Genomic DNA, 25,968 nt, shown 5'->3' on the forward strand with positions numbered 1-25,968 from the left:
CATTCTCCGAGCTAATGTTGGCGACAAGTGCCATCCTTTTCGATTCCACCGAAATAGGGAAAGGGCGCCGCGCTGAAGAAGTTCCGAGCGATCGAGGGACTGCGAGGTTGGCTGGCGTGGACCGTGGTCTTGGCGCACCTCGCATATTGTTCGGGCTTCAATATGGGAGCGTTGGCGGGACAGTTCAGATCACTAGGCCTACCCGCTGTCCTCGTGTTCCTTATAGTCAGCGGCTTCGTGATCACGCACGTTATTGTTGAAAAATCGGAAGCATATCCAGTCTATCTCGTCCAGCGTTTCGCACGATTATTTCCGTTGTTTGCCGCCACCTGCATTTTTGGCTTCTTTACCAACGATCTGCTCGCCATTTCGCTATCCGCTCCTGGCTTTAACGATTCCGAATTCGCAAAGGTTGCGAATGGTGTCGCCGCAAGCAATCATAAGTACTTCTGGTCACACCTTCTCGCGCATGTCACAATGCTGCACGGTGCCATTTCCAATGCAGCGTTGCCGTACTCGGAATACGCATTCAACATGCCAGCCTGGAGCATTTCGCTGGAATGGCAATTCTATCTTGTAGCGCCGCTGATAATCTGCCTCATCCGAAATGAATTATTCGTCCCGCTACTCGCCATTACAGTTGCAATTTTTGAATTGTGGTTCAGGAGTATCGTCGGCACTTTTCAGCCCGGAGCGCTGCCGCTCGCAGCTAGCTACTTCCTGGTGGGAATTGTGAGCCGATTGACCTACCCGTATGTGGAAGGTCACAATTGGCTGCTCCCGGCAGTGGCTTTGGCGATCGTCCTTTTTCCGTTGCGCAGTGAACTGCGACCGTTCCTGATCTGGTTTATTGTATTTTTCGGTCTTCCGCAGGAGTGCCATGAGCGGCCGGGACTTGCTGGCAATATATACTCCTGCGCGCTCACGAATCCCGTGGCACAGTATTTTGGTTCGCGCTCCTACTCGATATTTCTGTGTCACTACCCTGTCGTTTCAGCGATCGTTTGGTTCGTCTTCAGCTACTCTGGGGCTGGTCCTGGGATGTTGCTGCTTTCGTGCCTGAGCATACCCGCCACGATAGCCGTTTCAGAACTCACGTATCGATACATTGAACTGCCGGGGATCAAGATGGGAAGACGCGCCGCGGCTTGGATGCAGCCGCCGATAACGTCGGGTGTGGCTTCCCAATGAATATTCATGCGAAGATCCGCTCGCTCAGGATCAACGAGTAAGGCGGGCGAGTGGACTCCTCGCGACGCATTCGCAAGCCTGCGTCAAATGGCTCGGCAAACGCGGTCATCTTCCAGCCCTTTCACGCCGTGAGGGCGAATGAAGCATCCGCGGTAATCCGTCGCTCAAGCCAAGTGTGTCCATTGAAGTGCTTGTATTGTTCTGCACGCAGCTTGTCGGCCAGGCGACCCGGCGGCAGATCAACATCCGCATAGGTCAGGACTTCATCCTTTTTGACTGCGTGCCGCAACTTGCAGCCCTCTACGAGACCTTCGGGAAGGTATTGCATTTGACTCATTTCCTCGGAGTTCACGGCTTCGCCATAGGTCATGTACATCCCATAGTCGTCGAGGACCTCGCCCGCCGCCAAATCACGCTTGGCGACGGCACAGACCTCGACAACCGGACCGGCGATGGGAGGGGCGACCAAATCTTTGAAAAGAAACGCACGGGCAATCGAGTTCGGTACTTCGAAATGAACGAGGTGATATGGTGTGAAGAACGAGTACAAGGGACCTTCACCCATTTTGTACAAGCTCAAATACTTCTGTTGCTTAGGATCGGTGTGCTCGGCTAGCACGTAGACCTTGGTCAGAGGTGTGCCGACGACATAGTCGATGATTCCGCCCAGGGCGCGGATCTCGTCTATGTCGTAGAGGGTGCCTATCTTCATGACGTCGCCGCGATATTCCAGTCCGCGCGACATGCCGCGTGATCTGACCTTGAAGCCAGTCGCATTGGCCACGATCGTTTGCTCGAAGCTGATCTTGGATCCGTCGGCGAAGCTGGTGACCATGGCTGGGTTTTGTCCCCATTGCTCGGCAAATCCCTTCTGCGTGGTGGGGTTGCGATACGGATCCTGAAGTCCTTTGATGTTGCCGACGACGCGCGGGATCAAGCCGAGCCCCTTGACCCATCGAACCAGGTTCATTTGCACCCCCGGTTCGTCGCCATCGCATGCAGACAGGGTGCCCCCATACTTCTTTGCATAGACCTGCAAGATCGGCCCGATAGTCGCGTCGATCTCCGCGTTCATGAGCACCATGGTCTTTTGATGCTTGAAGGCTTCCAGCGCGACGTGGGCCCCGAATTCAACCGATCCGGTTACGTCGACGATCACGTCGACCAAGTCCGATCTGGCGAGAAGGAGCGCGTCCTCAGTGACCGCCGGAATACCAGCGGCAATGGCTCTGTCCAGTTGCCCTTGGCTGTCCGCGTAAACTACATCGGTTAGGCCGGAATAGTTGAACACGTCACGGCCACGCTGTGGCTTTCGGCTGTATATGGCAACAACCCGCATTCCGGGAACACTGTTGTTTATTTGATTGGTAATTCCCTGAACCATGAAACCTGCGCCGAGCAGGCCGACGCGAATTGGCTTTCCCTCCGCATGACGGGCATTTAGGGCGTGATCGATCAGTATCATCGTAGTTTCTTTCAACTGGAAGGGATCGGTGAGGGCTGTGAGCAACGTGCTTTTTGCGTCAACCTTCGACGCCGGCGAGTTCCATCCGCGCTTTCAGTTCGGATTCGACCTCGTTGAGTAAGCCAAATTTCTGATCCTTATCCGAGATCACGGAAACAGGAAGCGGCCACGTCAGTCCGAGCCGAGGATCGTTATACATCAGCCCACTCTCCGCCTCGGGGGTATAGAACTCTCCCACCTGGTAACTGGTATCCGTGTTGTCGACGAGAGTCTGATAACCGTGGGCAAAACGTTCCGGCACGTAGAGCGCCCGCTGGTTGCTCTCGTTCAGCTCGACGGCGACATGCTGCAGGTAGGTCGGGCTTTCGGGGCGCAGGTCGACGATGATGTCGAGGATGGCGCCACGCGTGCAACGAACCAGTTTCGTCTCCGACGCCGGCGGAAATTGAAAGTGCATGCCGCGCAGGGTACCTCGCCGGATATTTGACGCGATATTCGCCTGCGCGATGACCGGATTGAGGCCTACGGTCCTAAACTCTCTCTGGCAAAAGGCTCGCGCAAAAAAGCCGCGTGGATCCTCGCGGCGTTCAATATCGATAATGTAGGCCCCTTTAAGCTTGGTTTCGGTTATAATCACTCCAATTTCCTCCGTATTGGCCCTGCCCGGCGTTCAAATGCATCGAAATGTCAATGATGATAATGCTTAAGGGCGAAATTTCAAAACAGTTTTAAAAATATATTGATTAATTCGATCCAATAGATAAAATACCACATTAAATAGCGCGATTGATATATTTTAAATCGATGCCTGCTTCCGCTTCAGGCAAATCTGTGACGCCCGAAACGATCGGCACAAACATGGGAAGGGCAGGCCATGAAAGTTGTACTGTTCTGTGGGGGGCTCGGAACCCGCATCCGGGAATATTCTGAAAGCATTCCGAAGCCCATGGTGCCCGTCGGCCAGCACCCGATGCTGTGGCATGTTATGCAATACTATAGCCAGTATGGTCATCGCGATTTCATATTGTGCCTGGGTTACAAAGCCAATGTGATCAAGGAGTACTTCCTCAACTCGGATCGCTGGGCTCACAGCGATTGCGTTGTTTCCAACTTCGGCAGGAAGGTTGAGGTAATCGGCGAGCAGCCACCGGATTGGCAGGTTTCGCTAGTTGACACCGGCATTTGGCGAAACATCGGTCAGCGCTTGATGGCGGTGCGCTCCCTCGTTGAGAACGAGGATATCTTTCTCGCAAACTACAGCGATGGCCTGACCGACGCACCGTTGCCCGAAATAGTCGAGCGATTCAAGAAGAGTGGAATGGTTGGATGTTTTGTCGCCGTGCATCCTCCGTTCAATTTTCACCTCGCTGAATTCAACGGTGGAGACACCGTCAAGCGTTTCCGCTCCAGTCAGCAGTCCGAGATCTGGATCAACGGGGGCTACTTCATCTTCCGGAAGGAGATCTTCGACTACATACGTGAGGGCGAAGAGCTTGTGCTCGAACCATTTAATCGGCTGATCGAGGCTGGAAAGCTCATGGCCTACAAGTACGAAGGTTTCTGGCGCGCGATGGATACGCTGCGGGACCGGCAGGTTCTTGAGGAGATGATTGAGCGGGGCGAAATGCCCTGGAAGATTCTTCCGGAAGCGCGCACGCAGGCGGCTTCATGAAGGCATTTCAACTTGCCGCGCCTGGAGAGCGTCTCTCGATCCTCTGTCTCGGTGCGCACTCGGATGACATCGAAATAGGTGCCGGTGCGACAATTCTAGATTTGCTTGCGCGTGGCGTCCGGCTTGACGTGCATTGGTGTGTGCTTAGCGCGGCGGGCGAACGCGAGAGTGAGGCGAGGGCGTCTGCTGCCGAATTTGTATCCGAAGCTGCTCGTTCTCAGATTGAAGCAATGGCATTTCGAGACGGCTTCTTTCCAGAGCAGGGTGACGGGATCAAGAAGTGGTTTGAGTCGTTGAAGCGACGGGTTGAGCCGGATCTGATCCTGACGCACCGCGGAGATGATGCCCATCAGGATCATCGTCAGGTGTCACGTTTAACGTGGAATACATTCAGAGATAATTTGATTCTAGAATATGAGATTCCCAAGTGGGACGGGGACGTCGGGCGACCAAATTTGTATGCGCCCGTTTCAGCTCGAGCATTGCAGCGCAAGATCGACCTCCTGATGTCGCATTTTGGAAGCCAGCGTTCCAAGCAATGGTTCGATCCTGAAACCTTCCGCGGATTGGCACGGATCCGGGGCATGGAATGTCGGGCTCCAGAAAGGTACGCCGAGGCATTTCTTGCGCGCAAGCTCGCCCTAGGTTGAAGAGGTTCGCCATGTACATGTTGGCTTGCTGTAGGGGCTCGTTTTGGAGCGATCTATGGATGATCTGAAGGCGAGGGCGGTCCGCGGCGGCTTTGCAAAGCTTTGTGGTCAGGCCGCGAATTTCGCCCTTCGAATCGGCTCCCTAGCGATTCTAGCCCGCTTGCTGGATCCGGAGGACTTTGGGTTGATCGCGATGGCGACCGTCGTTACGGGAATATATGGCCTCTTCAGCACTGCGGGTCTTTCATCGGCCACCGTTCAGCAGGCAACGATAACCAATGAGCAGATCTCGACGCTATTTTGGATCAATCTTGGGGTGGGGCTACTGCTTGCCCTCATGACCGCGGCCAGTGCGCCCGCCCTCGTTGCTCTTTATCATCAGCCTCGGCTTTTCTGGGTGACGATCGCCATCGGCTTCGGGTTCGTTCTCAACGGGGCGGGTGTACAGCACTCCGCGCTTCTTGAACGCCAGTTGCGCTATGTAGCGTTGACGATAATTGATTTGGTGTCGCAGATTGTAGGTATCGGCGTTGCGCTTTGGATGGCGGTAGCCGGCTTCGGCTATTGGGCGCTGGTCGCCGCGGCGATCGTCTCGCCAGCGATGAATACTGTCTGCATGTGGCTGGCGACGGCTTGGATACCGAGTGCCCCCCGTTGGGGAAGAGCAACCTTTCCAATGCTGCGATTTGGCGGGACAATTACGCTGAATGGCCTGATCGTTTATGTCGCCTACAATTTCGACAAGGTAGTCATCGGTCGGTTTTGGGGCGCCGACGCCCTGGGAATTTATGGAAGAGCATATCAACTTGTCACGATTCCCACATCCAACTTCAATTCTGCGGTGGGAGGCGTCGCGTTCTCGGCATTGTCGCGGCTCCAGCACGATCCCGTCCGTTTGAGGAATTACTTTTTGAAGGGCTATTCGCTGGTTGTCTCGTTGACAATGCCCACGACGATTTTCTGTGCCATGTTCAGCAAAGACATCGTTCTGGTCGTTCTTGGACCAAAATGGATCGAGGCAGCAATCATCTTCCGCCTGCTGGCACCAACGGTCCTGGTATTCGGGATGATCAATCCCCTGGCATGGCTCCTCTTTTCTGTCGGTCTCACAAGACGAAGCCTGACGATAGCTTGCGTCATCGCTCCGCTGGTTATTTCGGCCTATCTCATCGGGCTGCCGTATGGACCGAAGGGCGTTGCAATTGCCTATTCTACTGCGATGACGCTGTGGGTGCTTCCCCATATTGTCTGGTGTCTGCACGGAACGGCGATTTCGCTGTCGGACCTGTTCCTGGCGGTGAGGGGCCCGTTTCTCTCAGGTGTCGTAGCTGCTCTGGTTGCGTTTGGTGTCCAGCTAGAGTTCGGAGAGTGGGGGCCGCCTTATGTTAGATTGATGATTGAGGGTAGCATCATGCTTGGGGTCTACTACTCGATGCTGCTGCTCATAATGGGCCAAAGGGCGTTCTATCTGGATCTCCTTACGGCGCTGAGGAAGCCGCGATTGCCTGAATTGCCGGACCGCACGGCTTCAGTTGGGTGACCTGGATTTTTGTTCAAGGAACTGGCGAGCATGAGCATACGATCAGGCGATTGGATGGAAGTAAGAACGAAGGACGAGATCCTAAGTACGCTGGATAAAGCCGGTCGGTTGGATGGGTTGCCATTTATGCCGCAGATGTTCCAGTACTGTGGCCAGCGCTTTCGCGTCTACAAACGGGCGCACAAGACCTGTGATACCGTCTCGGGAAAATCGCTCGGAAGAAAACTTGCGGATGGGATTCACCTGGATCTCCGCTGCGATGGCAAGGCACACGGTGGCTGCCAAGCGTCGTGCTTGCTCTTCTGGAAGGAAGCCTGGCTCAAGCCTGTCGCGGAAGCGTCGACTTCGACGATATCGTCGCCAGAGTGCGGAGCGCCGCCTGGCGGCAAGATCGCTCCGGTCGTTTGCACAGAGGAAGACGTCGGCAAAGCAACACACATCCGCGGAGCCGATGGCGAGCCGATATACATTTGCCAGGCAACCCGACTGCTCGAATACACCACGCCCCTGCCGTGGTGGGACGTTAGGCAGTACATTGAGGATTATACGTCCGGCAATGCTACTTTGGGCCGCATATTTAGCGGTTTTATCTACGTGGGATACTTCTTCGGTTCGTTGGCCTTTCGCGGCAGGCTTGGGATTCCCGGCCGTTGGCTGTACGATCGCTTTCAAGCGATCAGGAACGGATTTCCATTCCCGCGAAGACGGGGCAATATACCGCTCGGAAAACCTACTCCTACATGTGAGTTGAACCTGCAACCCGGAGAACTGGTTCGGGTGAAGTCGTACGATGAGATCCTCGCCTCGCTCGACACGGCAGGCCAAAATCGAGGAATGGCCTTCGATGCGGAGCTGGTGCCGTTTTGCGGAGGAACTTATCGCGTCAAAGCGAGAGTGAATAATTTCATCGACGAAAGCACCGGAAAAATGAGAAGAATGAAAACTCCGGCAGTGCTGCTCGAGGGAGTGTGTTGTCAATCGCGCTATAGTCACAACCGAATGTTTTGCCCACGAAGCATATATTCGTGGTGGCGTGAGGCTTGGCTCGAAAGAGTTTCGGAGGAGACCGCCCGCTGACGCGTCGCGGTGGCCTTTACCCTAGACCAATCGGCACCGCCTGCCGCAAGTCCTCGACTGCGTCCCCTTAGCCAACACCAGTTCATGTCTTCGGCGCAGCTGCATATTTGTTGCGGACGGCCATGAGCGACTTGGTCAAGCCGAAGACCTTCTCTGGAACGATGGTTGCGTCGGGGAACAGTGCCGAGAACATGGATCGATCGAGCAATGTTGAACTCTGAATCGTTCTCATAGCGTCGTCGACGGTCTCGGCTTTGGACCAGTACGGCCCGCATTTTCGAGACATGACCAGCCGGAACTTCAGAGACTCGGGAAGCCAGTGCAGAAGCGGCGTTCTCGCATGCGGTTCGATTGGAAACCAGTAATAGGGCGTTTGAACGAAATAGCTTGGAGCTATGCGACGTATCTCATTCGCCATCGACATCATGCTCGACCACTGGCCTACATGTTCGATGACAGAATTCGAATGGATTACATCGAAGCTATTGTCGGCGAGTTCGGGCATGTGGCAGGCGTTGCCCTTGAGAAACACAAGCCCCGGCTTTGCAAGTCCCTCACCGTCCAGATTAATCAGTGTTATTTCCACTGGCCGGGAGATCAATCGTCGCTTATCGTGCCAATAAGCTTCGACACCGCCGACGTCGAGAATGCGCAAGGGGCGGCCCATTGCCGGAATCGATGCAATTAAATCCAGAAAGATGGAGAATCTTGCGAGCCGATAACGGCTTGAGGCTGCTTTCTCGTAACCACTGAATTCATCGGCTCTACCAACCGCCATTTTATGGTTTGCCACTGCTACATAACCTCTCGCAGACGTCGACGATTGGGCCGCGGCGGCGCAATTTGTCGATTTAATTATGCTTGGTAATTTGCCTGAACTTTATAAATTGATCAACCATGATATAATGGGGAAAGTTATAATGTGCGCGTCGCTTAGATCGGCGCTGGTCGAGCCCTTTTGTTAACCCGGTCCTTAGAGTCGAGAGTCGCCTCCGTCATGTGTCGTCTGCGCTGTGGCCGGTTGGCAGAGAATTGGTCGGAATCGAACCCTCTCCGGCGTCTCAATGGAGGGCCGCCAGCTCGAGCAGAGGGTTGCGCATTATGGCGTCGCGCACGACCCGTGCTTTTGGTCATCGGGATACATTAACCAGGAGATGGAAAAAGCCGTGATCCTTGAGTCGATGGCCGACGTTGCGATCCTTATCGTTGGATTTCGCAATGCCGAGGACATTAGAGATTGTCTCGTGGCTCTGTCGGGCGCGACGGGACATCCGGAGTTTAACGTATTCATTTGCGAGAATGGCGGGAGGAGCGCTTTCCATCGGCTGGTTGAGCGGCTCTGCGACACCGAGGGCCCATGCACCGACGCCACCAAGGTCGATGTTCAGGCCGACGTCGGCCTTGGTCGATGTTCGGAGGTTCAGCGATTGAGATTGCGGACAAGCCCCTCCAATGTGTGGGTTGCATGTGCGGCCGGAAATCTCGGATACGCAGGCGGCATCAACCTCTGGCTCGACCGATTGCAGGATGTTTCCGGATGGAACGGAATCTGGGTCTTAAACCCTGACACCCTGCCGGAAACAGGAGCCCTCGCTGCCTTGGTCGAGCGAGCTGCGAGTGGCAACAAGGGGATGGTGGGCAGTACGATCGTAGATGTCGACGGAACGGCAACCGTACGTTGCCGGGGCGGACTCCATTGGCAAAAATGGCTTACGAGACCAGTTGCGATCGGCCGCGGTGAACAGTTGAATTCGCCTCACGACGTGCGTGCAATTGAAGCCGCCATGGACTGTCCCTCAGGCGCATCCATGTATGTGACGCGCGATTGTATTGAGAAAATCGGACCTATGGACGAAAGCTATTTCCTCTTCTCCGAGGACCTAGACTGGGGCGTCCGCGCCAAACCGTGTGGTTTGGGCTATGCGGCTGCCTCCATCGTTCGGCACAAGCGTGGGACGACGACCGGATCTGCTAGGGATATTTCCGCAGTGCCACGATTCTCCGTGTATCTTCAGCACCGCAACGCCGTTCGTTTCGTGCGTAAGCATTTCCCTATGGCGTTGCCGTTCTGCGCCGTGGTCATGGTTCTGTATGCTGTCAGGTATTTTGTTAAGGGAGCATGGCAGAACTGCATCGCGGGCCTCCACGGTACATTCGCAGGACTGAGGGGCGAAATGGGTCCGCCGATCTGCTATCCCGAGATCTCCGAACTGGCAGAGTCCCGCGGCGGAGTTCTTCCCTAACAAAGGCCGCTTTAGCGTCGTACAGCTGCTTTCGCGTTGAGGCCACGGTCTGGCAGCAGTCGAGCGACTTTCGGGACTGATGTCCATCGAACGCCGCCGGTCTATCGAATATCTCTCCCTGTGATCATGTTCCAGTTTTCAACCAGAGACCATTTCAAAACAGAGCCTGGATAAAACGCACCATACGCCCCAGTCGTGTCGAAATAATTGTGATGAGCAGTCGCAATCCCCTCGATAGGAGTACTATGAGGCTTGCTCGTTGCGTACCTGCTGGAGCCGTGCAGCATGTAGGACATCGCAAGGCGGCCTTTCGCGATCATCGTATTGTAGGCAAATGTAGGGTTTACCAATACGCCGGAGTTGGTCCCATCGCTGATATAGAGTTGAAAGCCTTCACCGCTCGCTGCCTGGCGCGTTTGATACGTCGTGTTGTACGCAATCACCACCGCGTTCGTTACGTTCGATCCCATCATTTGCAAATAATTGAGATGAGCACCGGCAACCGTTCCGCCATTCTCGATAAGATTGTAACGGTAAATGAGATTGGTGGTGCCACCTATCTCGACCGCGTGCTGCGGGAAATCCCTCATCCAGTTGTACTGAACAACGACATTGCCATGAGCAGAGATGAGCGAGCTGCCGTCAGCTCCTCCTGCTATCGTGCAGAATTGTACTGTAAGATCGGGCGACTGCTCATCGGCGTTTATCTCTCCGGCGCTGCTAGTGCTTTGAAATTTGCTGTTGGTTACGACGCCCATGGGAGAGTTGACGAACAGGAGGATCGCACCTCCGTGAAGGGAAAAATCGACGCTGTCGATATGGACGCCGCTGGTGTTGTCGACGCGAACAAGATTGTCGACGATCGAAATGCCTGGACCGCGCAAATCGCGCCAGTCGGTAAGCACGGTATCGGCCGGAACACCAACGCCGTAATCAACACCAGCCACTTTCCAAGGTGGCCTCTTGATATAGCTTGTCAACAGTTCTGGCTTCTGAATGGGCGCGTGCGGTGCGTTCGCATGTCCATCGTCCAGCAGATCGAGTTCTGATGCAGTACCGTCACGCAATGCGAACGGCAAGCAAGACAACAGGAGTGCGGTGCACGATCTCGAGATCATTGCAACCAACAAGGCAGAACCTCAATACTTGGTCGCCAATGCGGACGCCGGTCAATGGATCTGATCGCAGTTGGCACGTGTACGATATGCGTCGGTTTCGATGCTGTCACGCGATTTCGTTGGCGATAGTTGTTATTCTGCCGGCGTGACGTGGCCGAGCCGATGTTGTCGAACATGATAGCTTGCGCCGAGTGGTCGGCAATCCGTGCCAGCCGCCTGCAAAATCGCCGAAGGTGTTCAAATTGTCTTGGGGGCGACAGAATCTGCCACCTGATCGAGACTAGAGTCGAGTGTCGGGTCCTGAAATCAGAAAAACGGAGCGAGTGCAAAGATCGTTGACACCCGTTCCGCATCCAACTTTTATAGGATTACTAGTTGGAAGGGGAGAGACCCGACAATGACTCGGAGAATCGGCCTTCTGGGGTATAGGGCGCTCAATTCCCTGCGCACTCATGGAGTTCGTGAGACTTGCCGACGCGCCGGTCGGTATTTTCTCAGTGGGGTGGGTCCAGTGAGGTCAAACCAAGATTTGTTTGATGCAACATACGGCACTGACACCGGTGGGATATCACCCGTATGGGATTTGGACACGGACTCCGCAAACGCGCGATACGGTGAAAGATATCAGGCCATTCCTGCGGATGAGCTGGATACGGCCTTGTCGTTCTTGCACAAGGATTGGTCCGCCTTCACATTCGTGGATCTAGGGTGCGGGAAGGGACGTGCATTGATTGCGGCTTCTCAGCACGGGTTTGCACGCGTGATTGGTGTCGAGTTCGCGAAGTCGCTGGTCGATATTGCGATCAAGAACGGCAAGATTGCGGGAGTGAGGGTCGAAGTCAGGAATGAAGATGCCGCTCAATTCGAGTTTCCAGAAGGCGATATAGTCGTGTTCATGTTCAATCCTTTTCGAGAAACCGTCATGCGGCAGGTTTTGTGCAATCTGGCGCGACACCAGGGAAAGCTGTATCTGCTATATTACCGTCCTGAGCAAAGCGCGGTTGTCGACGAGCGAACCGATTTTCTCGCGAAAATCGGCCAAATACCTACCGCTCCCGGATTCTGTGTCTGGCAGGGCGTTGCGAGAGCGCGTGAAAGTTGTTCGGAACGTTGCTAGCATGGTCGGCGCCAGATTTCGACGTCGTCCTCGCGCGCCGATTTGGCGGCATTGCCATGGTTCGTATGATTTCGCGGTTGGTGCTGTACTCGCCGTAAGAATTAACTCTTCTCGGTCACTTTCATCCGCCAAAGCCGTTTGATTCTGTCAGCTAGTGGCCCCATCGCCGTCTTGGTTGCCTGGATCATCGTCCCAAGTCCTGAGCGGAGCGCGTTGATCGCCACGGCCTTTGCCGTCGGTGCAAAGATGCAGATGACAGCCTCCTGGCGCTCGCGATTCGAAAGCCTCGCTTTGTAAAGTGCGTCGCCGATGCCGAAATCAATTTGCTCGATCGGAGCGCCAATCGGATCTCGACCGAGCTCCTCGATCACCTGTACGATCAGATATAGACCTGGGCCGTATTTGGCGTAGGCAGGGTCAAAGGCGAGATAATCGCTGACGAACACTCCATGGCGAAGCGAGCCGATCCAGAAGGCACCGGGCCGCTCGTCGAGATAAAGGATGTATGCCCGCAGCCATCCCTTACGCGCCTCAAACTCAAGGCGTGATCGGACGATCGGTGTTGCGGAAAAGCCGACTCCGAGACCACGCTGATACGATTTACTTACGACCTTCTCTGCGTCGGCGACGAGCCGATCGAGTTCGTCGAGCTTCGAAAGTTTGTCGATCCTACTATTGGGAAAGGTATCCGTCAGCTTTCGGGCGAGACTTCTGAAATTGTATCGATGCTTTTTTGTCAGACTAGACAGGACTTCAGTTCGGTTTGAAACATCGCGAAATCGATGAATTTGATGGCTGACGGCATAGTCCGAGCAATACCAGCGCGGAAGTGTCTTGGCCGATCGGAACAGAGCCGAATCGACCTCGGCGTAATGGAAGACCGCCCCCTCGGCCTCGCCCGTCTTCAGTGAATCGAGGACGCTGCCGATAAGGAGTTTGGCGTTGGTATTGGATGTATCTCCCAGCCATCCACCGTGCACGAACTGCAGGAGTCGCATTGACGGCGCCGGAAGGCTCAAATAACCGAGCTTGATGGATAACCGGGCGTCCTCAAGTCTGCCAGCAAGAAGAGCCTTTGGAGTATCTGCATCATAGAGCACCACGACATGTGGTCGTCGTGCTTCCGAGCGGAGAGCCGCGAAGAACAGGTAGAAATCGAGATCTGCGTCTCGACCAGGGTTGCAATCATTCCAAAATTCGCGAACTGTTTCGATTTCCTCGGGGGTCCTGAGGATTTGGACACGATATTGATACTGATGCATGACGCTTGCGTTTCGGGATGCCAGATGGTGAATGGCGTTGCTTTTGCGATCTCACACGCGCGAAGTCCTCGGTTCTTGAAAGCCCTCTGGAGATCACCTCATTGGCGAACAAGTGCTGATCTGACGTAGCTGTTCGGAGCAGCCTTCCCAATTTCATCGAAGGCATGTCTGTGACGTACGATCGCGCATTCGGCGAGGTTCGCTCGAATACCGGGAAAAGCGCCAAGCAAAATCCAACAAACTCCCCAAAAGTGCACTGTGAAACCCAGAAACGTGGCAACTGTCACGACGACGCCAAGTGCGACGGACAACAACCGCTCTTCGCGGGAAAGGCTATCAGCGTTATCAATTGGACCTAACCAAAATGCGCCTGCCATTGTCAGGAAGATGAATAAGCTGCCAGGAATCCCGAACATCATCGCGGTCCTGAGCCAAAAAGCGTCCACGCTCGTTCCGATCAACGCACCATTGACCTGCCAATCCCAATCTTCGGTCAAACCGATGCCGAAAAGCGGAGAGCCCCATACCAATGGTAATGCGGCATTCCAGACTGCCTGTCGGTACCAGGCGGCCTCGGGACTCAGTCCTCCGACTGTCATAAGCGTGGCAATCGGACTTCCGGAGAAGAGGAAGATTGTGGTGACCGCGAAAGCGACGAGCAGACCGAGAACTTTCCACCTAGCGCCAAACTGCCTTGTGGCGGCATAGAGGGCCGCCAGAGCGCATGCGATGACGAAACCTAGCAGCGGCCCTCGTGACTGCGAAAACCAGAGGCCGACAATCGCGACAGTTGCGACGGCCCAACGGAGCAGCCGACCCGGAAATGTAAACAGCGCCAGAGCACCAAACCAAGCGCAAACGGTCCCGAACAATATCGAGTGCTCCAGTGGACCCATCGCGCGGACGAGGCCATCCCTGTAAATCGCCTCGCTGTGGCTAGCCTTGGCTGTCTCGTAAGCCATTTTCACGTAGCCAGTGAGCCCTTTGACAAACTCGTACGTGAACAATTGGCCGCTAAGGGGGTCTAAGAGCGCAATCAAGACAACAAGCAAGATTATCTTACTCAGAAATGCCACCAGCCGTACCGAGCTATCGATAGGACCAAGCAGATATCGAAAGGCATAATAGGTGCCGGAAAATTCAAGCGCCTGCGCGATTCCACCTTTGAAACCCGAAGTGATCCCGCCGGTTGCTATCGCAGCAACAACCATCCACAGTCCTGCGAGAGGCGCCATGATGTCCGACGGTACGCACACTGAGCGTGCCATGCTTGCCCGCCTGGAAACCCGTGCCAACACTACAAGGCTGACAATGATTAGGAAGGCCCGCGCGGGCGAGAAGCGGTAATCCCCAATGAAGAATGACAGGCCCTCTGGCAGGAAAATGGCGATGATCAGTACCTTCAGAAGCATCTCGTCTCCGAAATGCCTTTCGGTCGCGTCGGCGCGGCTCAGTTCCAGTAGCTGAGCGTGAGGATTGAAAGACTCAAGGAGAGATTTTGATTGCGGGTGTCTGGTAGCCATTGCCTTTAGCGCTCAATGCAAATGACGAGGGGGCATGCGCCCGTTCCAGAACGGTTTTCCAGACTCCGGGCGGACATGCTCAAACATTCGGTCTAAACATAGGGCGGCGTTCGCAATATATATTTTCCTTTATTATATATCAAACATTAATATTATTAACCAAATAAAATGGATATGAGCCAAGTCAATAACATGGGCATTCCTTGAGACTCACGGAGCGTTTTGGGACGGGGCTGCCCCCGCCCAGGTGCCGGCAGGTACCATACTCTGGCGTGCTTGGTACCGCCGAGTTCAAGGACTGCGCGGGAATGCGCGCCAGCAACAGCGTCCTCAGGTCCCGCGCGACATTGGAGTCGCCGGGGTCAAGCGTTTGCGAATTCGATCTCGGGTCGCGATCGGCGCGCCCACGGTAGTAATTGTGTCTCGCCATGAGCGGCAGCCGAGCGCCGAGGCCGAGGACAGGATAGATCGGACCGCCGGTGCCGTTGAAAGTAAGGCATTTGCTGCATACGATGTCTGGCTGCTGAGCGGGATCCCGTCTTGGGCCGTCCTATCGCGGGATTGCCGGCGTCGATCTACTCGAAGCCGGGGGCGACACATGGGGGCGGAGAATATCCGCCCGAGGACGGTGGGCGAGAGCTAAGGCCCCACCGCTCAGCTCTTGAATACTCGTCCTAAGTGGTATCGGTAGTATGCTTATGGGGAGTCATCGGGCACATGGAGGGTATGAGTGCGAAAGCCACGCGTAGCTTTGGGATTGCCTGTATTCAACGGTGAGCGATACCTGCGCGAGGCGCTCGATAGCGTCCTCAGCCAGGATTTCGAGAACTTCCAACTGGTGATCTCCGATAACGCTTCGACCGATGGTACGTCGGATATCTGCCAGAAATATGCTCGGCATGACTCAAGGGTTCGCTACTTTCGGAATGAAGCCAATATCGGTATTGCGCCGAATTTCCGGCGGGTGTTCCATCTCTCCGAAGGCGACTATTTCAAATGGCTGGTACATGATGACGTGTGCAGCCCTGGCTTCTTGCGGGAGTGTGTTGATTGGCTCCATAGGGCACCAAGTTCGGTCGTGCTCGTCTATCCGAGTGCGGTTCAAATCGATGAGCACGGCCATCTTCTGGGATGCTACGAAGACCATCTGGACACCCGCGAGGAGGCGCCAAGCGGAAGACTTGAGCGGGTGCTGAGGCATTCCGGTCTGTGCTATCCGGCTCTCGGGCTTCTTCGATCGAGTGTGTTGGCGAAAACGGGGCTCATCGGAAGCTTTGAATCCTCGGATGTGGTCCTACTCGCAGAACTCGCGATGATCGGCCAGTTCTGGCGGATTCCGCGCGACCTCTACCAGGCCAGGGTGCATGTTGGAACTAGCTTTAGTCAGTATCAGTCGAAGGAGCAATTCGACGAGAAGATGGATGCAACAAACCGAGGTCGCTACGTGATGCCTCGCACCAAACAATTCTTGGAAGTTCTGCGAGCGATTTCTCGCGTCGAGCTTGATCGTTCCGATCGCCTGCAATGCTATGCCTCTCTCATGCGGGTATGGGGGCCGCGATTCTGGCGAGTGGTGGGAGGCGAGTGGAAGCGGCTCGTTATCGATGTTGCTCGCGGCGATGCTCGCATTGGATCTGGGGCGAGTGGATTGACGATTAGCAGGGCTGCCAATCGCACGTCCTGACCGGCGCCCGATGGATTGATCAGGACGCCGCCGACAGAGTCCTGGATCGTTGTGCAGGGATGTCCAGAAGTTCTTCGGTACGAACGGCTGGGCGACCGACCGACCGCTCGACGACAAATAATCTATGCCAAAGTTCAAGTACCAGTAGCGAGTACAGAACCCTTGAGTTCGAAAGCGCGATTTCTCTGGTCGCAAGCAATCCTTTCAGCCATTCCGTTGGAAGGAGCGTTCTGACAAAGCTCGACGGCCGAAGTAGCGCGGCGGGCAACGTACGGTTCCATTCGTTCTGGACGAGTGTTGCCATAGGCGAAGGAAGTCCAACTTTCCTTCGGGTCAGGGTATCGGCTGGCACCCCCGACTCGATTGCCAATTTCAGGAGCCGCTTCGGTACCGTAGGATGACCGAGCTTTGTCCTCGTCGAGAGGGAGAACACATGGTTGACCAGCCGCACGTCCAATAGCGGCACACGAGCCTCGATAGACGCAGCCATCGTCGCGCGATCGACCATGGGAAGTACTTGGTCCGGGAGGTAGGTTTTCAAGTCGACCAGCATTTGCTGGCAGGTCGCATCGAGCTCGCGGTACTCGCTGAACCAATGTCGAAAGTTCACGAACGCATCGGCGGACGCACCTAGGTGATTGGCGAGAAGCGACCGCGTCGGAGAGTCAATGCTCGTCATTGCGCGGGTGTGCCACGGAAGCCGTGAATGTGAGTACAAATCCAGCGCCTCAATCTCGTCGCGAGACAGACCGCCTAGCTGCGCAAGTGGACGCATGGCGTGTCGTATCGGTCTTGGCATGCGAACGTACCATCTGCGTCTGGTCGAAAGCCCGTACGAGGAATATCCGCCGAAGAGCTCGTCGCCGCCCGCGCCAGTAAGCAGGACTTTGACATGTTCTCTGGCTGCACGCGCGATCACGAACTGCGAATACATCGCGGGATCGGCAATCGGCTCGTCGCACATCCAAGCCAGCAGCGGAAGCTCCTCAATCAGGTCGGAAAGCTTCGGCCGAAGGATGCGGTGCGGCAGACCGAGGTGCCGGCACAGATCTCTGGCCCCGGCAACTTCGCCCTCGAATGTCCCCGGCCAATCGACAGTAAAGGCTGTAGGGGGTGAACTGCTCGTCAGCGATGCAAAATATGCGAGGGCGCTGGAATCAACGCCGCCGGACAGGCTTATCCCGACCGGAACGTCGGCCTGCAGTTGAAGTCTTACGGCGTCCTCGAGGAGATTCCGCGTTTCAGCTATGGCCTGTTCGGGATCACGATCGTCAGGGGAGATGGGAGCTGGCGGCTGATAGTAATTCACCGGTTCTGGGATCACTCCCGGCGCGAGGCGCAGGAAGCTGCCGGGCGGAATCTTGAGGATACCACGAAGCAGGGTACGAGGCTCCGGCACGTAGAACAGTGCGAGATAGCTCATCACTGCGGATCGATCGACATCGGGCGTGACGAAGCCTGACGCAAGGATTCCTTTGACTTCGCTGGCGAAGACCACACAATCGTTGGATGCTGCATAGTACATCTGCTTAACGCCGATCTGGTCGCGGGCCAGTATGATTTGTTGTTGCCGGCGATCGACGATGCAAACGGCAAACATGCCATTGAGCATCGAGAACATGTCGGTGCCATACTCTTCGTAGAGATGCGGGAGAACTTCAGTATCAGAGGTGGTCCAAAACGTATGACCTAGTTTTCCTAGCCTGTCGCGCAAGTCCTTATAATTGTAGATTTCGCCATTGAGGAAGCACTGTATGGAGCCGTCCTCGTTGGAGAGCGGCTGATCTCCGGTGGATAGGTCAATGATGGCGAGGCGACGGAATCCGATCTCTGCGAACGGCGCCTCATAACTGCCTGCCGAGTCGGGCCCCCTGTGGTACAGCGCCTCGGCCATACGGGAAGCCACGTTCGGGCTGCCTGAAGGTCGAGGCCTCCGCCAATATACTCCAGCGATTCCGCACATGCTCAGCGCTCCAGCAATTTATAATTGGAGATATCAGCGGGGTAGAATGTACTCAAAATTCGCTGCAAGCGCGCGCGTCAATTCACGGCGTTCGAAACGACTGCAAAAATCGGAATTCGTCGGCAGCTGCTGCTTGCCGGCGAGCCAGGACTCGTAGCGCGCACGCAAACTGGCTAGCATGCCGTCTACATCATCCGGCCGGCATACGTCGCCATTGCGCGATTGCTTCACCAGATCACTCGCATCTCCGTCCGGCACTGCGGCGAGAATGGGGGGGCCGGCGGCGAGATATTCATAGGTCTTGCCGGGAACCAGACGTGCCTTCTCTTCCACCGGAAGATTGTGCATCGGCAGGAACAGGATCTCCGCCGAACGAATGAAGTCGATGGAACGCTGATGATCCACGTAGCCCGGCATCTCGACCAGGTCCGAAACGCCGGACCTTTCGACAATCAATCGGTCTGAAGGCGTCATCGGGCCGGCCAGCACCAGCCGAACGTGTCGGCTCATGTCTGGCGTTTCGCTTCGCCACCGTGCCAGCGCAGCCAATAAGTATATGTGCGAGCGAGTCTCCACATCCACGGGTAGTCGATGCCCGCCGAGCAATCGGCGAACCAATCGATTGCGGCGGTGGCGGGCGCCGAGCTCGGAATGCAGATGGCCAGTGTGAACAATTCGGAATTGGCCCTGCAGTTTGGGGGACGGGGGACGAGCAAAGTCGTCGGCATCGAAGCCGTTCGTAATTGTGACAGCTCTCTTCGAGAATTCCGGCATCGCTTGCTTTAAGGCGCGGGTTGCCTCCGGGGTGTTCATGATGATGAGCCGAGCGGTACTCAATTCTCTCCGCATGCGCCGAATTTCAGCCGCGCGATGCCAGCGGCTTGAATATACCATCATCTCGTCGAGAGCCCACGGATCGCGGAGGTCGGCGACCCATGGCACTCCAAAGGCTTGCGCGATGAAAGCTGCCGCCGGACAACTCTCAAACGGCGAGAGTGAGGCATATACCAAGTCGGGCGGATTCTCGCGCCCGGCTTGCAGCCCCACATTCGTGCATGCTTCGATCCAAGCTCTTGAGTTTCGGCCGCTGCGCCCCACCAGCCCCAGCAAGCGGTCCTCGATGCTAGCGATCCGGTGACCGAAGGGCGCGGGCGGAGTGTTTTGGGTCCGGTATACGGGGGTGCCAGCTGGTATTTCTCGGTGAAGGGAAGGGTCGCGCGGCGACGAAGGGGCGGTGCTGGCGTCGCCGGTCGTCACGACTACGGGGCGGAAGCCGAACTCGGGAAGATACTTCACGAACTTGACGGTTCGTTGGACACCAGCGCCGCCGATAGGAGGGAAATGATAGGCCAAGACCAAGACCGTCTTTGCCAGGCCGACCACATCGTCACTCATGCATCTGCTCGCTACCAACGGCGACCCACTCCTTCCTGGCCTGGTCATACCGGCTTACCAGACGCGCCGGAATGCCCACAACCGCGGAATAGGGAGGGAAACTTTTGGTTACCACGGCGTTCGCGCCGACGACGCATCCTTGGCCCAAATGGACTCCTTTGAGGATCATGCAGCCTTCACCCAACCAGCAATGGTCGTCGATGCAGGTTGGCGCGGCAATGAGGACTGCGTTTCGAGTGGTCGACAAGCGGGGCTCGGGAAGAGCATGGTCATGGTCCGTAATGTAAACATGACCGGCGATGAGCACGTCTCGACCGATCTGCACCCGCGAGACAGCGCCGATGTGAGAGTATAGGTGCACCGATGTCCCATCTCCGATTTCGATCTTCGGGACTTCGCAGGCGTCTGTGCTGGTTATCGCTTCCAGCCTGGCGCCCTTGCGGATGTGAACATGATGGCCGATCCGGATGTGCTTCGGGTGGGTGAGCACATCGGGGGCTTCCAGCCGGGAGCGCCAACCGAATTCTGCGAAACGAAACCGCCAACGTACATAGTGGACGGCGTACGAGAGTGCACGGCATGCGCCTGCGATCTTGCGCGCGATGCTGTGTTGCTGACGCAATCGGACAGCTTCACGCACCGTGGCAGCCTCTGGCTGTCCCGGGGGGGCGCCATTGAACTTCCAGGCGCCGGTTGGCATCTACGGGAGCATTCCGCAGTCGGCCCCGCAACCAGAAGACCGTGTACACCGTTGGCGCGACCGAAGGTCGCAGGCTGGGCTGAAACAATGCCGAAGCCAGAGACCGGCGGGAGATCGTTTTCGCGGAACAATGGCCCATAAAACTAAAAATATTAAATCTGCTATTTGCCCGAAATAATTGCTGGACATGACGATGCTGTCAATAAAATGTTTGGAGCTGGCGAAAATGGACGCCGAGCGTGGGTATATAGCTTTAACCATCCGGCCGGAGGGCAGGTCACGGCTTGTCTGATGACAGGAACCCGTCTGGCTGTCCCCGGCTTGGGCTGTCCTGGTCCGTTTCTTTCTGATGCAGGCCAGACCAGCAGCCCGCCGCAAGCCCAGCTACTCGTCTGGGAGCTCTCTGCCGAGGTCGTGATGGCCGATACGGTCTACGCTCCGATGCATTCCGAACCGCGAACGCTCAAATGGCGCCCAAGGTGTCACCGCGCGCAATCAACATTGGTTCAACATACGCTCTATGCCGAGCGTGGTCTGGTCGAATGCTGCTTCTCAAAACTGAATTGGTTCAGACGCGTTGCAACGCGTTACGAAAGGACGGTGCGAAATTACTTCGCTGTCGTCGCTGCAACTCGACGCTGATGGAGGCAACTATCCGGGCCTGCTGAGTTCGGGGGGTAAGAAGTCCTGGCAGATCAGAATATCCGCCGAAGACAGCAATGCTGTCGATGAAACGTCTAGAACTGTCGAGAATGTGCGCGAGGCGAAGCCGGCTTGGACCTAACCAACGTCGAGCGCGCAGCGTTGCCGGCAACAGTAGGTCGCCCAAAACGGAGAGCATCCGTGTGTCTTCAGCGAATGGCGATCAGCGATTTCACAAATCCAAAGAATCGTTCGCTGACAATTCTAGCATCGGGGAAGAGATGCTGGAACTGCCGTTTGTCAAGCAACAGTGCACTCTGAACCGCCTTCGTGGCTTGGCCCACATCCGAGTGCTGTTTCCAGAAGCCGCAAGTGCGACTTAACAAGATTCGATATCGCACTGACTCAGGCATCCAATGGAAGAATGCAAAACGAGCGTGAGGTTCAAATGGGAACCAGAAGTAAGGGGTCTGGACGAAATAACGGGGGGCGAGTCGGCGTATCTCCTTTGCCATTGCCGCCATGTCATCCCAGCGTCCAACATGCTCAATGACCGAGTTGGAATGAACAATGTCGAAACTGAGATCGTGAAATTCCGCGGCGTCGCGCGCGTCTCCAACAACCGAGGTTATCTTTGGATGTGTTGTCTCAATCTCAGACTCATCCAGATTCAATGTGCAAACCTCAACCCGATCCCAGTCCAAATCACTGCCGAATTGCTCCCAGTAGGCTGCGGTGCCGCCCATATCCAGAATCCGGCAAGTTCTCTTATTGGCAAGAACTTGAGTGACGATAGGCGCGAATAATCGAAATCGTTGAACGCGAAATCGATTGCTGAGGTCGTTTGGTTCGGCGTAGCCCATGAAATTCCAATATACGACAGACATTAAAACTGCACTGATTATAATTCTTGTTGGGACAGAGGTCCATCTCGGATCTCCGGCGCTAGATCGTTCCCGGTCAAAAAGGATGCGGACTTGCAACGAGAAGGCATCGCCTGTCCGTTTCCGCAAAGCATATGCTCGAACGCGGCTCGCTTTACCTGCAGCGGTAAAGTGGCTTTGCGTGATCTAAAAGTGATCGAATCAACGCGGAATGCGGGCGCGCTATTTCGCGCGGGGTAATATTTAATTCGTGCCATTTACTGCGTTGAGAGTGCATTCGCGCTGCGGATTAGATGCGAGATTTAACGACAATATTGCTCGTGAGAATCTTGGGGATGAAATCAAAGAAGGATCGCATCGGAGCCCATAAATGGTCAAAAAATCGCCTTGCGTCGAGTACCAAAACGCGAGCCGTTGGGGGCGTCGACTAGGGACTCACAGATATGAAACGATTCGATGCGCATCGACGTGATGCGAGCTTCGGCGGCCGTTTGCGGACAGCTGCTTTCAATCGGCCCGACGGCACCACGGCGCAATAAGTGATCGTGTGTTGTCTTTCGCGTCAGTGAATTCGGAGACTGCAATGCTCTATCAGCCCTGTGGGCTGATCATCTTCCAATCGGAACACAAGCCAAGAGGTAATCATGGCCCTGAATGACGGCTCTCTAAATGCGTCCACCGGCGCAGCGCAACTTCCCAATCTGTTGGACGGCTACGCCGTGCGGCCCTCTTGGGAGGTCGCCGGCGTTGATTACGCTGTGGGCGTACCCGCTGATACGCAGCTGAAAGACTGGCAGACTCTTAGTGGTCCTGGGATCACGATCAGCGGCAATATGGTTCGCATTGACGGTCAAGCCGGCGTGCATCTTGATGGCATCGATTTCTCAACGAACGGCGGTGCGTTCGTCTACCTGACGAATTCTCCCGATGCCGTCATAACCAATTGCAAATTCCAGGCGACGACGCCAACGAGCTTGATCGATGCTGGTCCTGGTTCGCCAAATCTGACAGTTGAGCACTGCACGCTGATCGGAGGTGCGGATGGCAGCGCACTCATCTCGGGCAGTGGCAACGTCGTTGTCCAATATAATTGGATGAAGGATTTCCCGCAGCATGCGGTCGAGATCGGTGGCAGCACTGACCTCACCTATAAGTACAATCTAATCGAGAACGGCGGTACGGTTGCCGGTTCGCATCTGAACTACTTGCAACAGACCGGTAGCGGCGTCACGAACAAGATTGATATCGAATTCAATACCAGTTACGAAACGCCTTCAGCGGCGAGCGGCGAGGGTTACCAGTTCGATATCAACGATGGATCCAATTCCGGCACGCTGGTAGATCCGATCTTTGCTTACAATACGATGATTTCGACGGGCGACACGGCCATGTCATACATGGTCCATGGCAGCAGCATGTATGCGTCCTCGAATCCCGCCGTCACGCCCATTAGCGGAACTGCGTTGGCGCACGACAATTTTTTCGATACGTCGGGCGCCTATGGGGCGTTCTACACCGGGTCGATGGATGGCTGGTCGCTCTCCAACAACGTGGATATGCGCAGCGGCAAGGTCATAAGCGCCGACAACACCTTGTCGGGCACAGCGACTACGACTCCGCCTGCGACGTCCACAGCGACGTCTCCGGCTGCGCCCACCATCGCTTCGTTCTCGACTGATAGCGGTGTGGCGGGCGATGGTGTGACGAACGACAATGCCCTCGAGCTCAAGGGCGCGGCTGCCGCTGGTAGCACCGTCAAGATCTACGACGGTTCGACCCAGATCGGTTCGACGACTGCGACTTCGACCGGCACCTGGGACTACATCACCAAGGTCCTGACCGACGCCAAGCATACGCTTACCGCGACCGCGACCAACGCGTCGGGCCAGACCAGCGCGGCCTCGGCTGCGGTGGCTGTCACCGTCGACACGAAGGCACCAGCTGCGCCGACGATCGCGAGCGACACCGTCAACTCTGCCAATCAGGTGGTGGTGACGGGGACTGCCGAAGCGAACAGCGCGATCAAGGTGTATGACGGAACGACGCAGGTCGGGACGGCGACAACCAACTCGAGCGGCGCGTGGAGCGTCACGACGTCTGCGTTGTCGGCCGGTTCACATGCGCTGACGGCGAAGGCCACTGACGTTGCGGGCAACGTCAGTGCTGCGTCGACGGTCGTGGATCCGGTCATTGGTTCTGGATCGTCGGGCTCCACCGGCTCGGGCACGTCCGGTTCGGGTACCTCGGGTACGGGCACGTCCGGTTCAGGCACCTCGGGTACAGGCACGTCCGGTTCAGGTACCTCGGGTACTGGTACGTCCGGTACTGGCACCTCGGGTACGGGCACCTCCGGCTCGGGCACGTCGGGCGCGGGCACCACAGCGCCGGCCGCGCCGAAGATCGCCTCCTTCTCGACAGACAGCGGTGTCGCCGGTGATCACATCACCAACGACAAGACGCTGACCCTGGCGGGGACCGCGGCTGCCAACAGCACGGTCAAAGTGTTTGACGGCACGACCCAGCTCGGCACCGCTACAGCGGACGCCAATGGATCCTGGCACTACACGACTGTCGCGTTGCCCGATGGCAAGCATAGCCTCACTGCGACGGACACGGTCTCTGGCGTCACCAGCAAGGCATCGACTGTGCTGGATGTCACGGTGGATACTGCTGCCCCTGATGCTCCGGTTCTGCTCAGCGATGTGACCAGTCATCATCGTGCGACGGTGACCGGAACGGCCGAGGCGGGCAGCACGATCAAGGTCTACGAGGGGACGACCCTGCTTGGCACGGGGGCGACAGGCGCCGATGGACATTTCAGCGTGACGACCTCTGGCCTCAAAACCGGATCTCACACGTTCGTCGCCTCGGCCACCGACGCAGCCGGCAACACCAGCGCCTTGTCGCAGCCGATCGATCCGCCAATTGGCTCGCACAGCGGCAACGGCACCTCGGCGGTGGAAGTCACCAACGTGCGTCCGCACTGGGATCACACCGCGACGATCAAGGGCACGGCCGATCCCAACAGCCAGATCAAGCTGTTTGACGGTACGACCTCGGTCGGTTCGGTCACAGCGGGCGACACCGGCAAGTGGAGCTTCCACACCTCCGATCTGTCGGGCAAGACCCACGCCTTTACCGCGGAGCAGGTCGACACGACCGGCCACGTGGTCGGGACCAGCTCGGGCGAGGCGATCATCGGCACCGGCCGCAGCAATACGCTGACCGGCACCACGGGCAATGACATCATGGTCGGAAAAAGGGGGGCGGATACCTTCGAGTTTGCGTCGAACTTCGGCCACGACGTCATCAAGGATTTCGCTGCCCGCGGACCTGCTCACGACACGATCGAGTTCAGCAAGGGCGTGTTCGACAGCTTTGCGAGCGTTCTCTCCCATGCGGCCCAGTCGGGTCACGACGTCGTCATCGCGACGGGGAGCGACACGCTCACGCTAAAGAACACGCAGCTCGACAAGCTGAACAGCCATGACTTCCATTTCGCGTAGTCACGCGTTCAGCGACACGGTGTAGCCACCAATCTGCGGTGCAGATCATGGAAGGCGGGGGATGGTCCCCCGCCTTCTTTTTATTCTGGCTGCCTCTATTGATCTGCGCGTGAGCGGCTTCGCGGCGTTCGCGGGATGCAGCGCCCGGACAGGATTGATACGCGCAACTTTAGCCGGTGCCGTTTCGCGCGATGGCCATTCTCGGACCGGTCGCAACAAGCAACCGAGCGCCTCGTGTCGCTACGCTTTCTTCGCTCAGATCCGACTGTCTTGCTCGGCTCCCATCGCATTAAGAAAGACCGCGAGCACGTGAAAATAAATGGAATTAAATATGGT

The 25,968-nt window shown here is 56.3% G+C and carries 19 protein-coding genes and 2 pseudogenes; 11 read left to right on the forward strand and 10 right to left on the reverse strand.

Annotated elements, in window-relative coordinates:
• The first annotated feature begins 99 nt into the window (after positions 1–99).
• Positions 100–1,191, forward strand: a complete 1,092-nt coding sequence (locus tag AAE027_RS10130) for an acyltransferase family protein (protein WP_370987772.1) — start codon at positions 100–102, stop codon at positions 1,189–1,191.
• Positions 1,192–1,312: 121 nt separating this feature from the next.
• Here AAE027_RS10130 and AAE027_RS10135 read toward each other — a convergent pair whose 3' ends face one another.
• The gene (locus tag AAE027_RS10135; RefSeq protein WP_370987632.1) at positions 1,313–2,656 is read right to left on the reverse strand and encodes an NAD(P)H-dependent oxidoreductase; all 1,344 of its coding nucleotides are present in this window, start codon (positions 2,654–2,656) and stop codon (positions 1,313–1,315) included.
• A 58-nt stretch (positions 2,657–2,714) separates the two neighbouring features.
• Positions 2,715–3,293, reverse strand: a complete 579-nt coding sequence (gene rfbC, locus AAE027_RS10140; protein WP_370987633.1) for a dTDP-4-dehydrorhamnose 3,5-epimerase — start codon at positions 3,291–3,293, stop codon at positions 2,715–2,717.
• Positions 3,294–3,530: 237 nt separating this feature from the next.
• Between rfbC and AAE027_RS10145 the strand changes: the two genes are divergently transcribed.
• The 4 genes from AAE027_RS10145 to AAE027_RS10160 are packed head-to-tail and all read left to right on the forward strand — an operon-like array spanning position 3,531 to position 7,595.
• Positions 3,531–4,328 (forward strand): sugar phosphate nucleotidyltransferase, encoded by a 798-nt coding sequence (locus AAE027_RS10145; RefSeq protein ID WP_370987634.1) that lies wholly within the window; start codon positions 3,531–3,533, stop codon positions 4,326–4,328.
• Positions 4,325–4,978, forward strand: a complete 654-nt coding sequence (locus AAE027_RS10150; RefSeq protein WP_370987635.1) for a PIG-L deacetylase family protein — start codon at positions 4,325–4,327, stop codon at positions 4,976–4,978. Before AAE027_RS10145 ends, AAE027_RS10150 begins: the two co-directional genes overlap by 4 nt.
• 55 nt (positions 4,979–5,033) lie before the next feature.
• On the forward strand, positions 5,034–6,518 hold the full coding sequence (locus AAE027_RS10155; protein ID WP_370987636.1) for a lipopolysaccharide biosynthesis protein: 1,485 nt from the start codon (positions 5,034–5,036) through the stop codon (positions 6,516–6,518).
• A gap of 9 nt (positions 6,519–6,527) precedes the next feature.
• Complete coding sequence (locus tag AAE027_RS10160) at positions 6,528–7,595, forward strand: hypothetical protein (protein WP_479714214.1); 1,068 nt, start codon at positions 6,528–6,530, stop codon at positions 7,593–7,595.
• An 82-nt stretch (positions 7,596–7,677) separates the two neighbouring features.
• On the opposite strand, the gene AAE027_RS10165 is transcribed toward AAE027_RS10160, so the two are convergent.
• Positions 7,678–8,388, reverse strand: coding sequence for a class I SAM-dependent methyltransferase (locus tag AAE027_RS10165; RefSeq protein ID WP_370987638.1), 711 nt, complete (start codon positions 8,386–8,388; stop codon positions 7,678–7,680).
• Positions 8,389–8,749: 361 nt separating this feature from the next.
• Between AAE027_RS10165 and AAE027_RS10170 the strand changes: the two genes are divergently transcribed.
• Complete coding sequence (locus tag AAE027_RS10170) at positions 8,750–9,838, forward strand: glycosyltransferase family 2 protein (protein ID WP_370987639.1); 1,089 nt, start codon at positions 8,750–8,752, stop codon at positions 9,836–9,838.
• Positions 9,839–9,939: 101 nt separating this feature from the next.
• Here AAE027_RS10170 and AAE027_RS10175 read toward each other — a convergent pair whose 3' ends face one another.
• Positions 9,940–10,917, reverse strand: a complete 978-nt coding sequence (locus AAE027_RS10175; RefSeq protein ID WP_370987641.1) for a right-handed parallel beta-helix repeat-containing protein — start codon at positions 10,915–10,917, stop codon at positions 9,940–9,942.
• A gap of 697 nt (positions 10,918–11,614) precedes the next feature.
• Between AAE027_RS10175 and AAE027_RS10180 the strand changes: the two genes are divergently transcribed.
• Positions 11,615–12,073: a class I SAM-dependent methyltransferase gene (locus AAE027_RS10180; RefSeq protein ID WP_370987642.1), complete on the forward strand. Its 459-nt coding sequence runs from the start codon at positions 11,615–11,617 to the stop codon at positions 12,071–12,073.
• 101 nt (positions 12,074–12,174) lie between these two features.
• On the opposite strand, the gene AAE027_RS10185 is transcribed toward AAE027_RS10180, so the two are convergent.
• Both AAE027_RS10185 and AAE027_RS10190 read right to left on the reverse strand, forming a co-directional pair.
• A complete protein-coding gene (locus tag AAE027_RS10185; RefSeq protein ID WP_370987643.1) occupies positions 12,175–13,335 on the reverse strand; it encodes a GNAT family N-acetyltransferase in 1,161 nt (386 codons plus the stop codon).
• Between the two features lie 98 nt (positions 13,336–13,433).
• A complete protein-coding gene (locus tag AAE027_RS10190; RefSeq protein ID WP_370987644.1) occupies positions 13,434–14,747 on the reverse strand; it encodes an O-antigen ligase family protein in 1,314 nt (437 codons plus the stop codon).
• A gap of 841 nt (positions 14,748–15,588) precedes the next feature.
• Between AAE027_RS10190 and AAE027_RS10195 the strand changes: the two genes are divergently transcribed.
• Positions 15,589–16,542, forward strand: a complete 954-nt coding sequence (locus tag AAE027_RS10195; protein WP_370987645.1) for a glycosyltransferase family 2 protein — start codon at positions 15,589–15,591, stop codon at positions 16,540–16,542.
• A gap of 19 nt (positions 16,543–16,561) precedes the next feature.
• Here the strand turns inward: AAE027_RS10195 and asnB are convergent, their stop codons facing one another.
• The 3 genes from asnB to AAE027_RS10210 are packed head-to-tail and all read right to left on the reverse strand — an operon-like array spanning position 16,562 to position 20,540.
• Positions 16,562–18,505, reverse strand: a complete 1,944-nt coding sequence (gene asnB, locus AAE027_RS10200; protein ID WP_370987646.1) for an asparagine synthase (glutamine-hydrolyzing) — start codon at positions 18,503–18,505, stop codon at positions 16,562–16,564.
• Positions 18,506–18,538: 33 nt separating this feature from the next.
• Positions 18,539–19,900: a glycosyltransferase gene (locus tag AAE027_RS10205; protein ID WP_370987647.1), complete on the reverse strand. Its 1,362-nt coding sequence runs from the start codon at positions 19,898–19,900 to the stop codon at positions 18,539–18,541.
• A complete protein-coding gene (locus AAE027_RS10210; RefSeq protein WP_370987649.1) occupies positions 19,893–20,540 on the reverse strand; it encodes an acyltransferase in 648 nt (215 codons plus the stop codon). Before AAE027_RS10210 ends, AAE027_RS10205 begins: the two co-directional genes overlap by 8 nt.
• 369 nt (positions 20,541–20,909) lie before the next feature.
• Here AAE027_RS10210 and AAE027_RS10215 point away from each other — a divergent pair.
• Both AAE027_RS10215 and AAE027_RS10220 read left to right on the forward strand, forming a co-directional pair.
• Positions 20,910–21,035: pseudogene (locus AAE027_RS10215) on the forward strand (IS5/IS1182 family transposase); the annotation flags it as partial.
• A gap of 78 nt (positions 21,036–21,113) precedes the next feature.
• Positions 21,114–21,242: pseudogene (locus AAE027_RS10220) on the forward strand (IS5/IS1182 family transposase); the annotation flags it as partial.
• Between the two features lie 209 nt (positions 21,243–21,451).
• On the opposite strand, the gene AAE027_RS10225 reads toward AAE027_RS10220, so the two are convergent.
• A complete protein-coding gene (locus AAE027_RS10225) occupies positions 21,452–22,105 on the reverse strand; it encodes a class I SAM-dependent methyltransferase (RefSeq protein WP_370987650.1) in 654 nt (217 codons plus the stop codon).
• Positions 22,106–22,770: 665 nt separating this feature from the next.
• Between AAE027_RS10225 and AAE027_RS10230 the strand changes: the two genes are divergently transcribed.
• Positions 22,771–25,632 carry an Ig-like domain-containing protein gene (locus AAE027_RS10230; RefSeq protein WP_370987652.1) on the forward strand — a complete coding sequence of 954 codons (2,862 nt, stop codon included), beginning with the start codon at positions 22,771–22,773 and terminating at the stop codon, positions 25,630–25,632.
• The last annotated feature ends 336 nt before the right edge of the window (positions 25,633–25,968 follow it).

Source organism: Bradyrhizobium sp. DN3 (assembly GCF_041357655.1).
GTDB lineage: Bacteria > Pseudomonadota > Alphaproteobacteria > Rhizobiales > Xanthobacteraceae > Bradyrhizobium.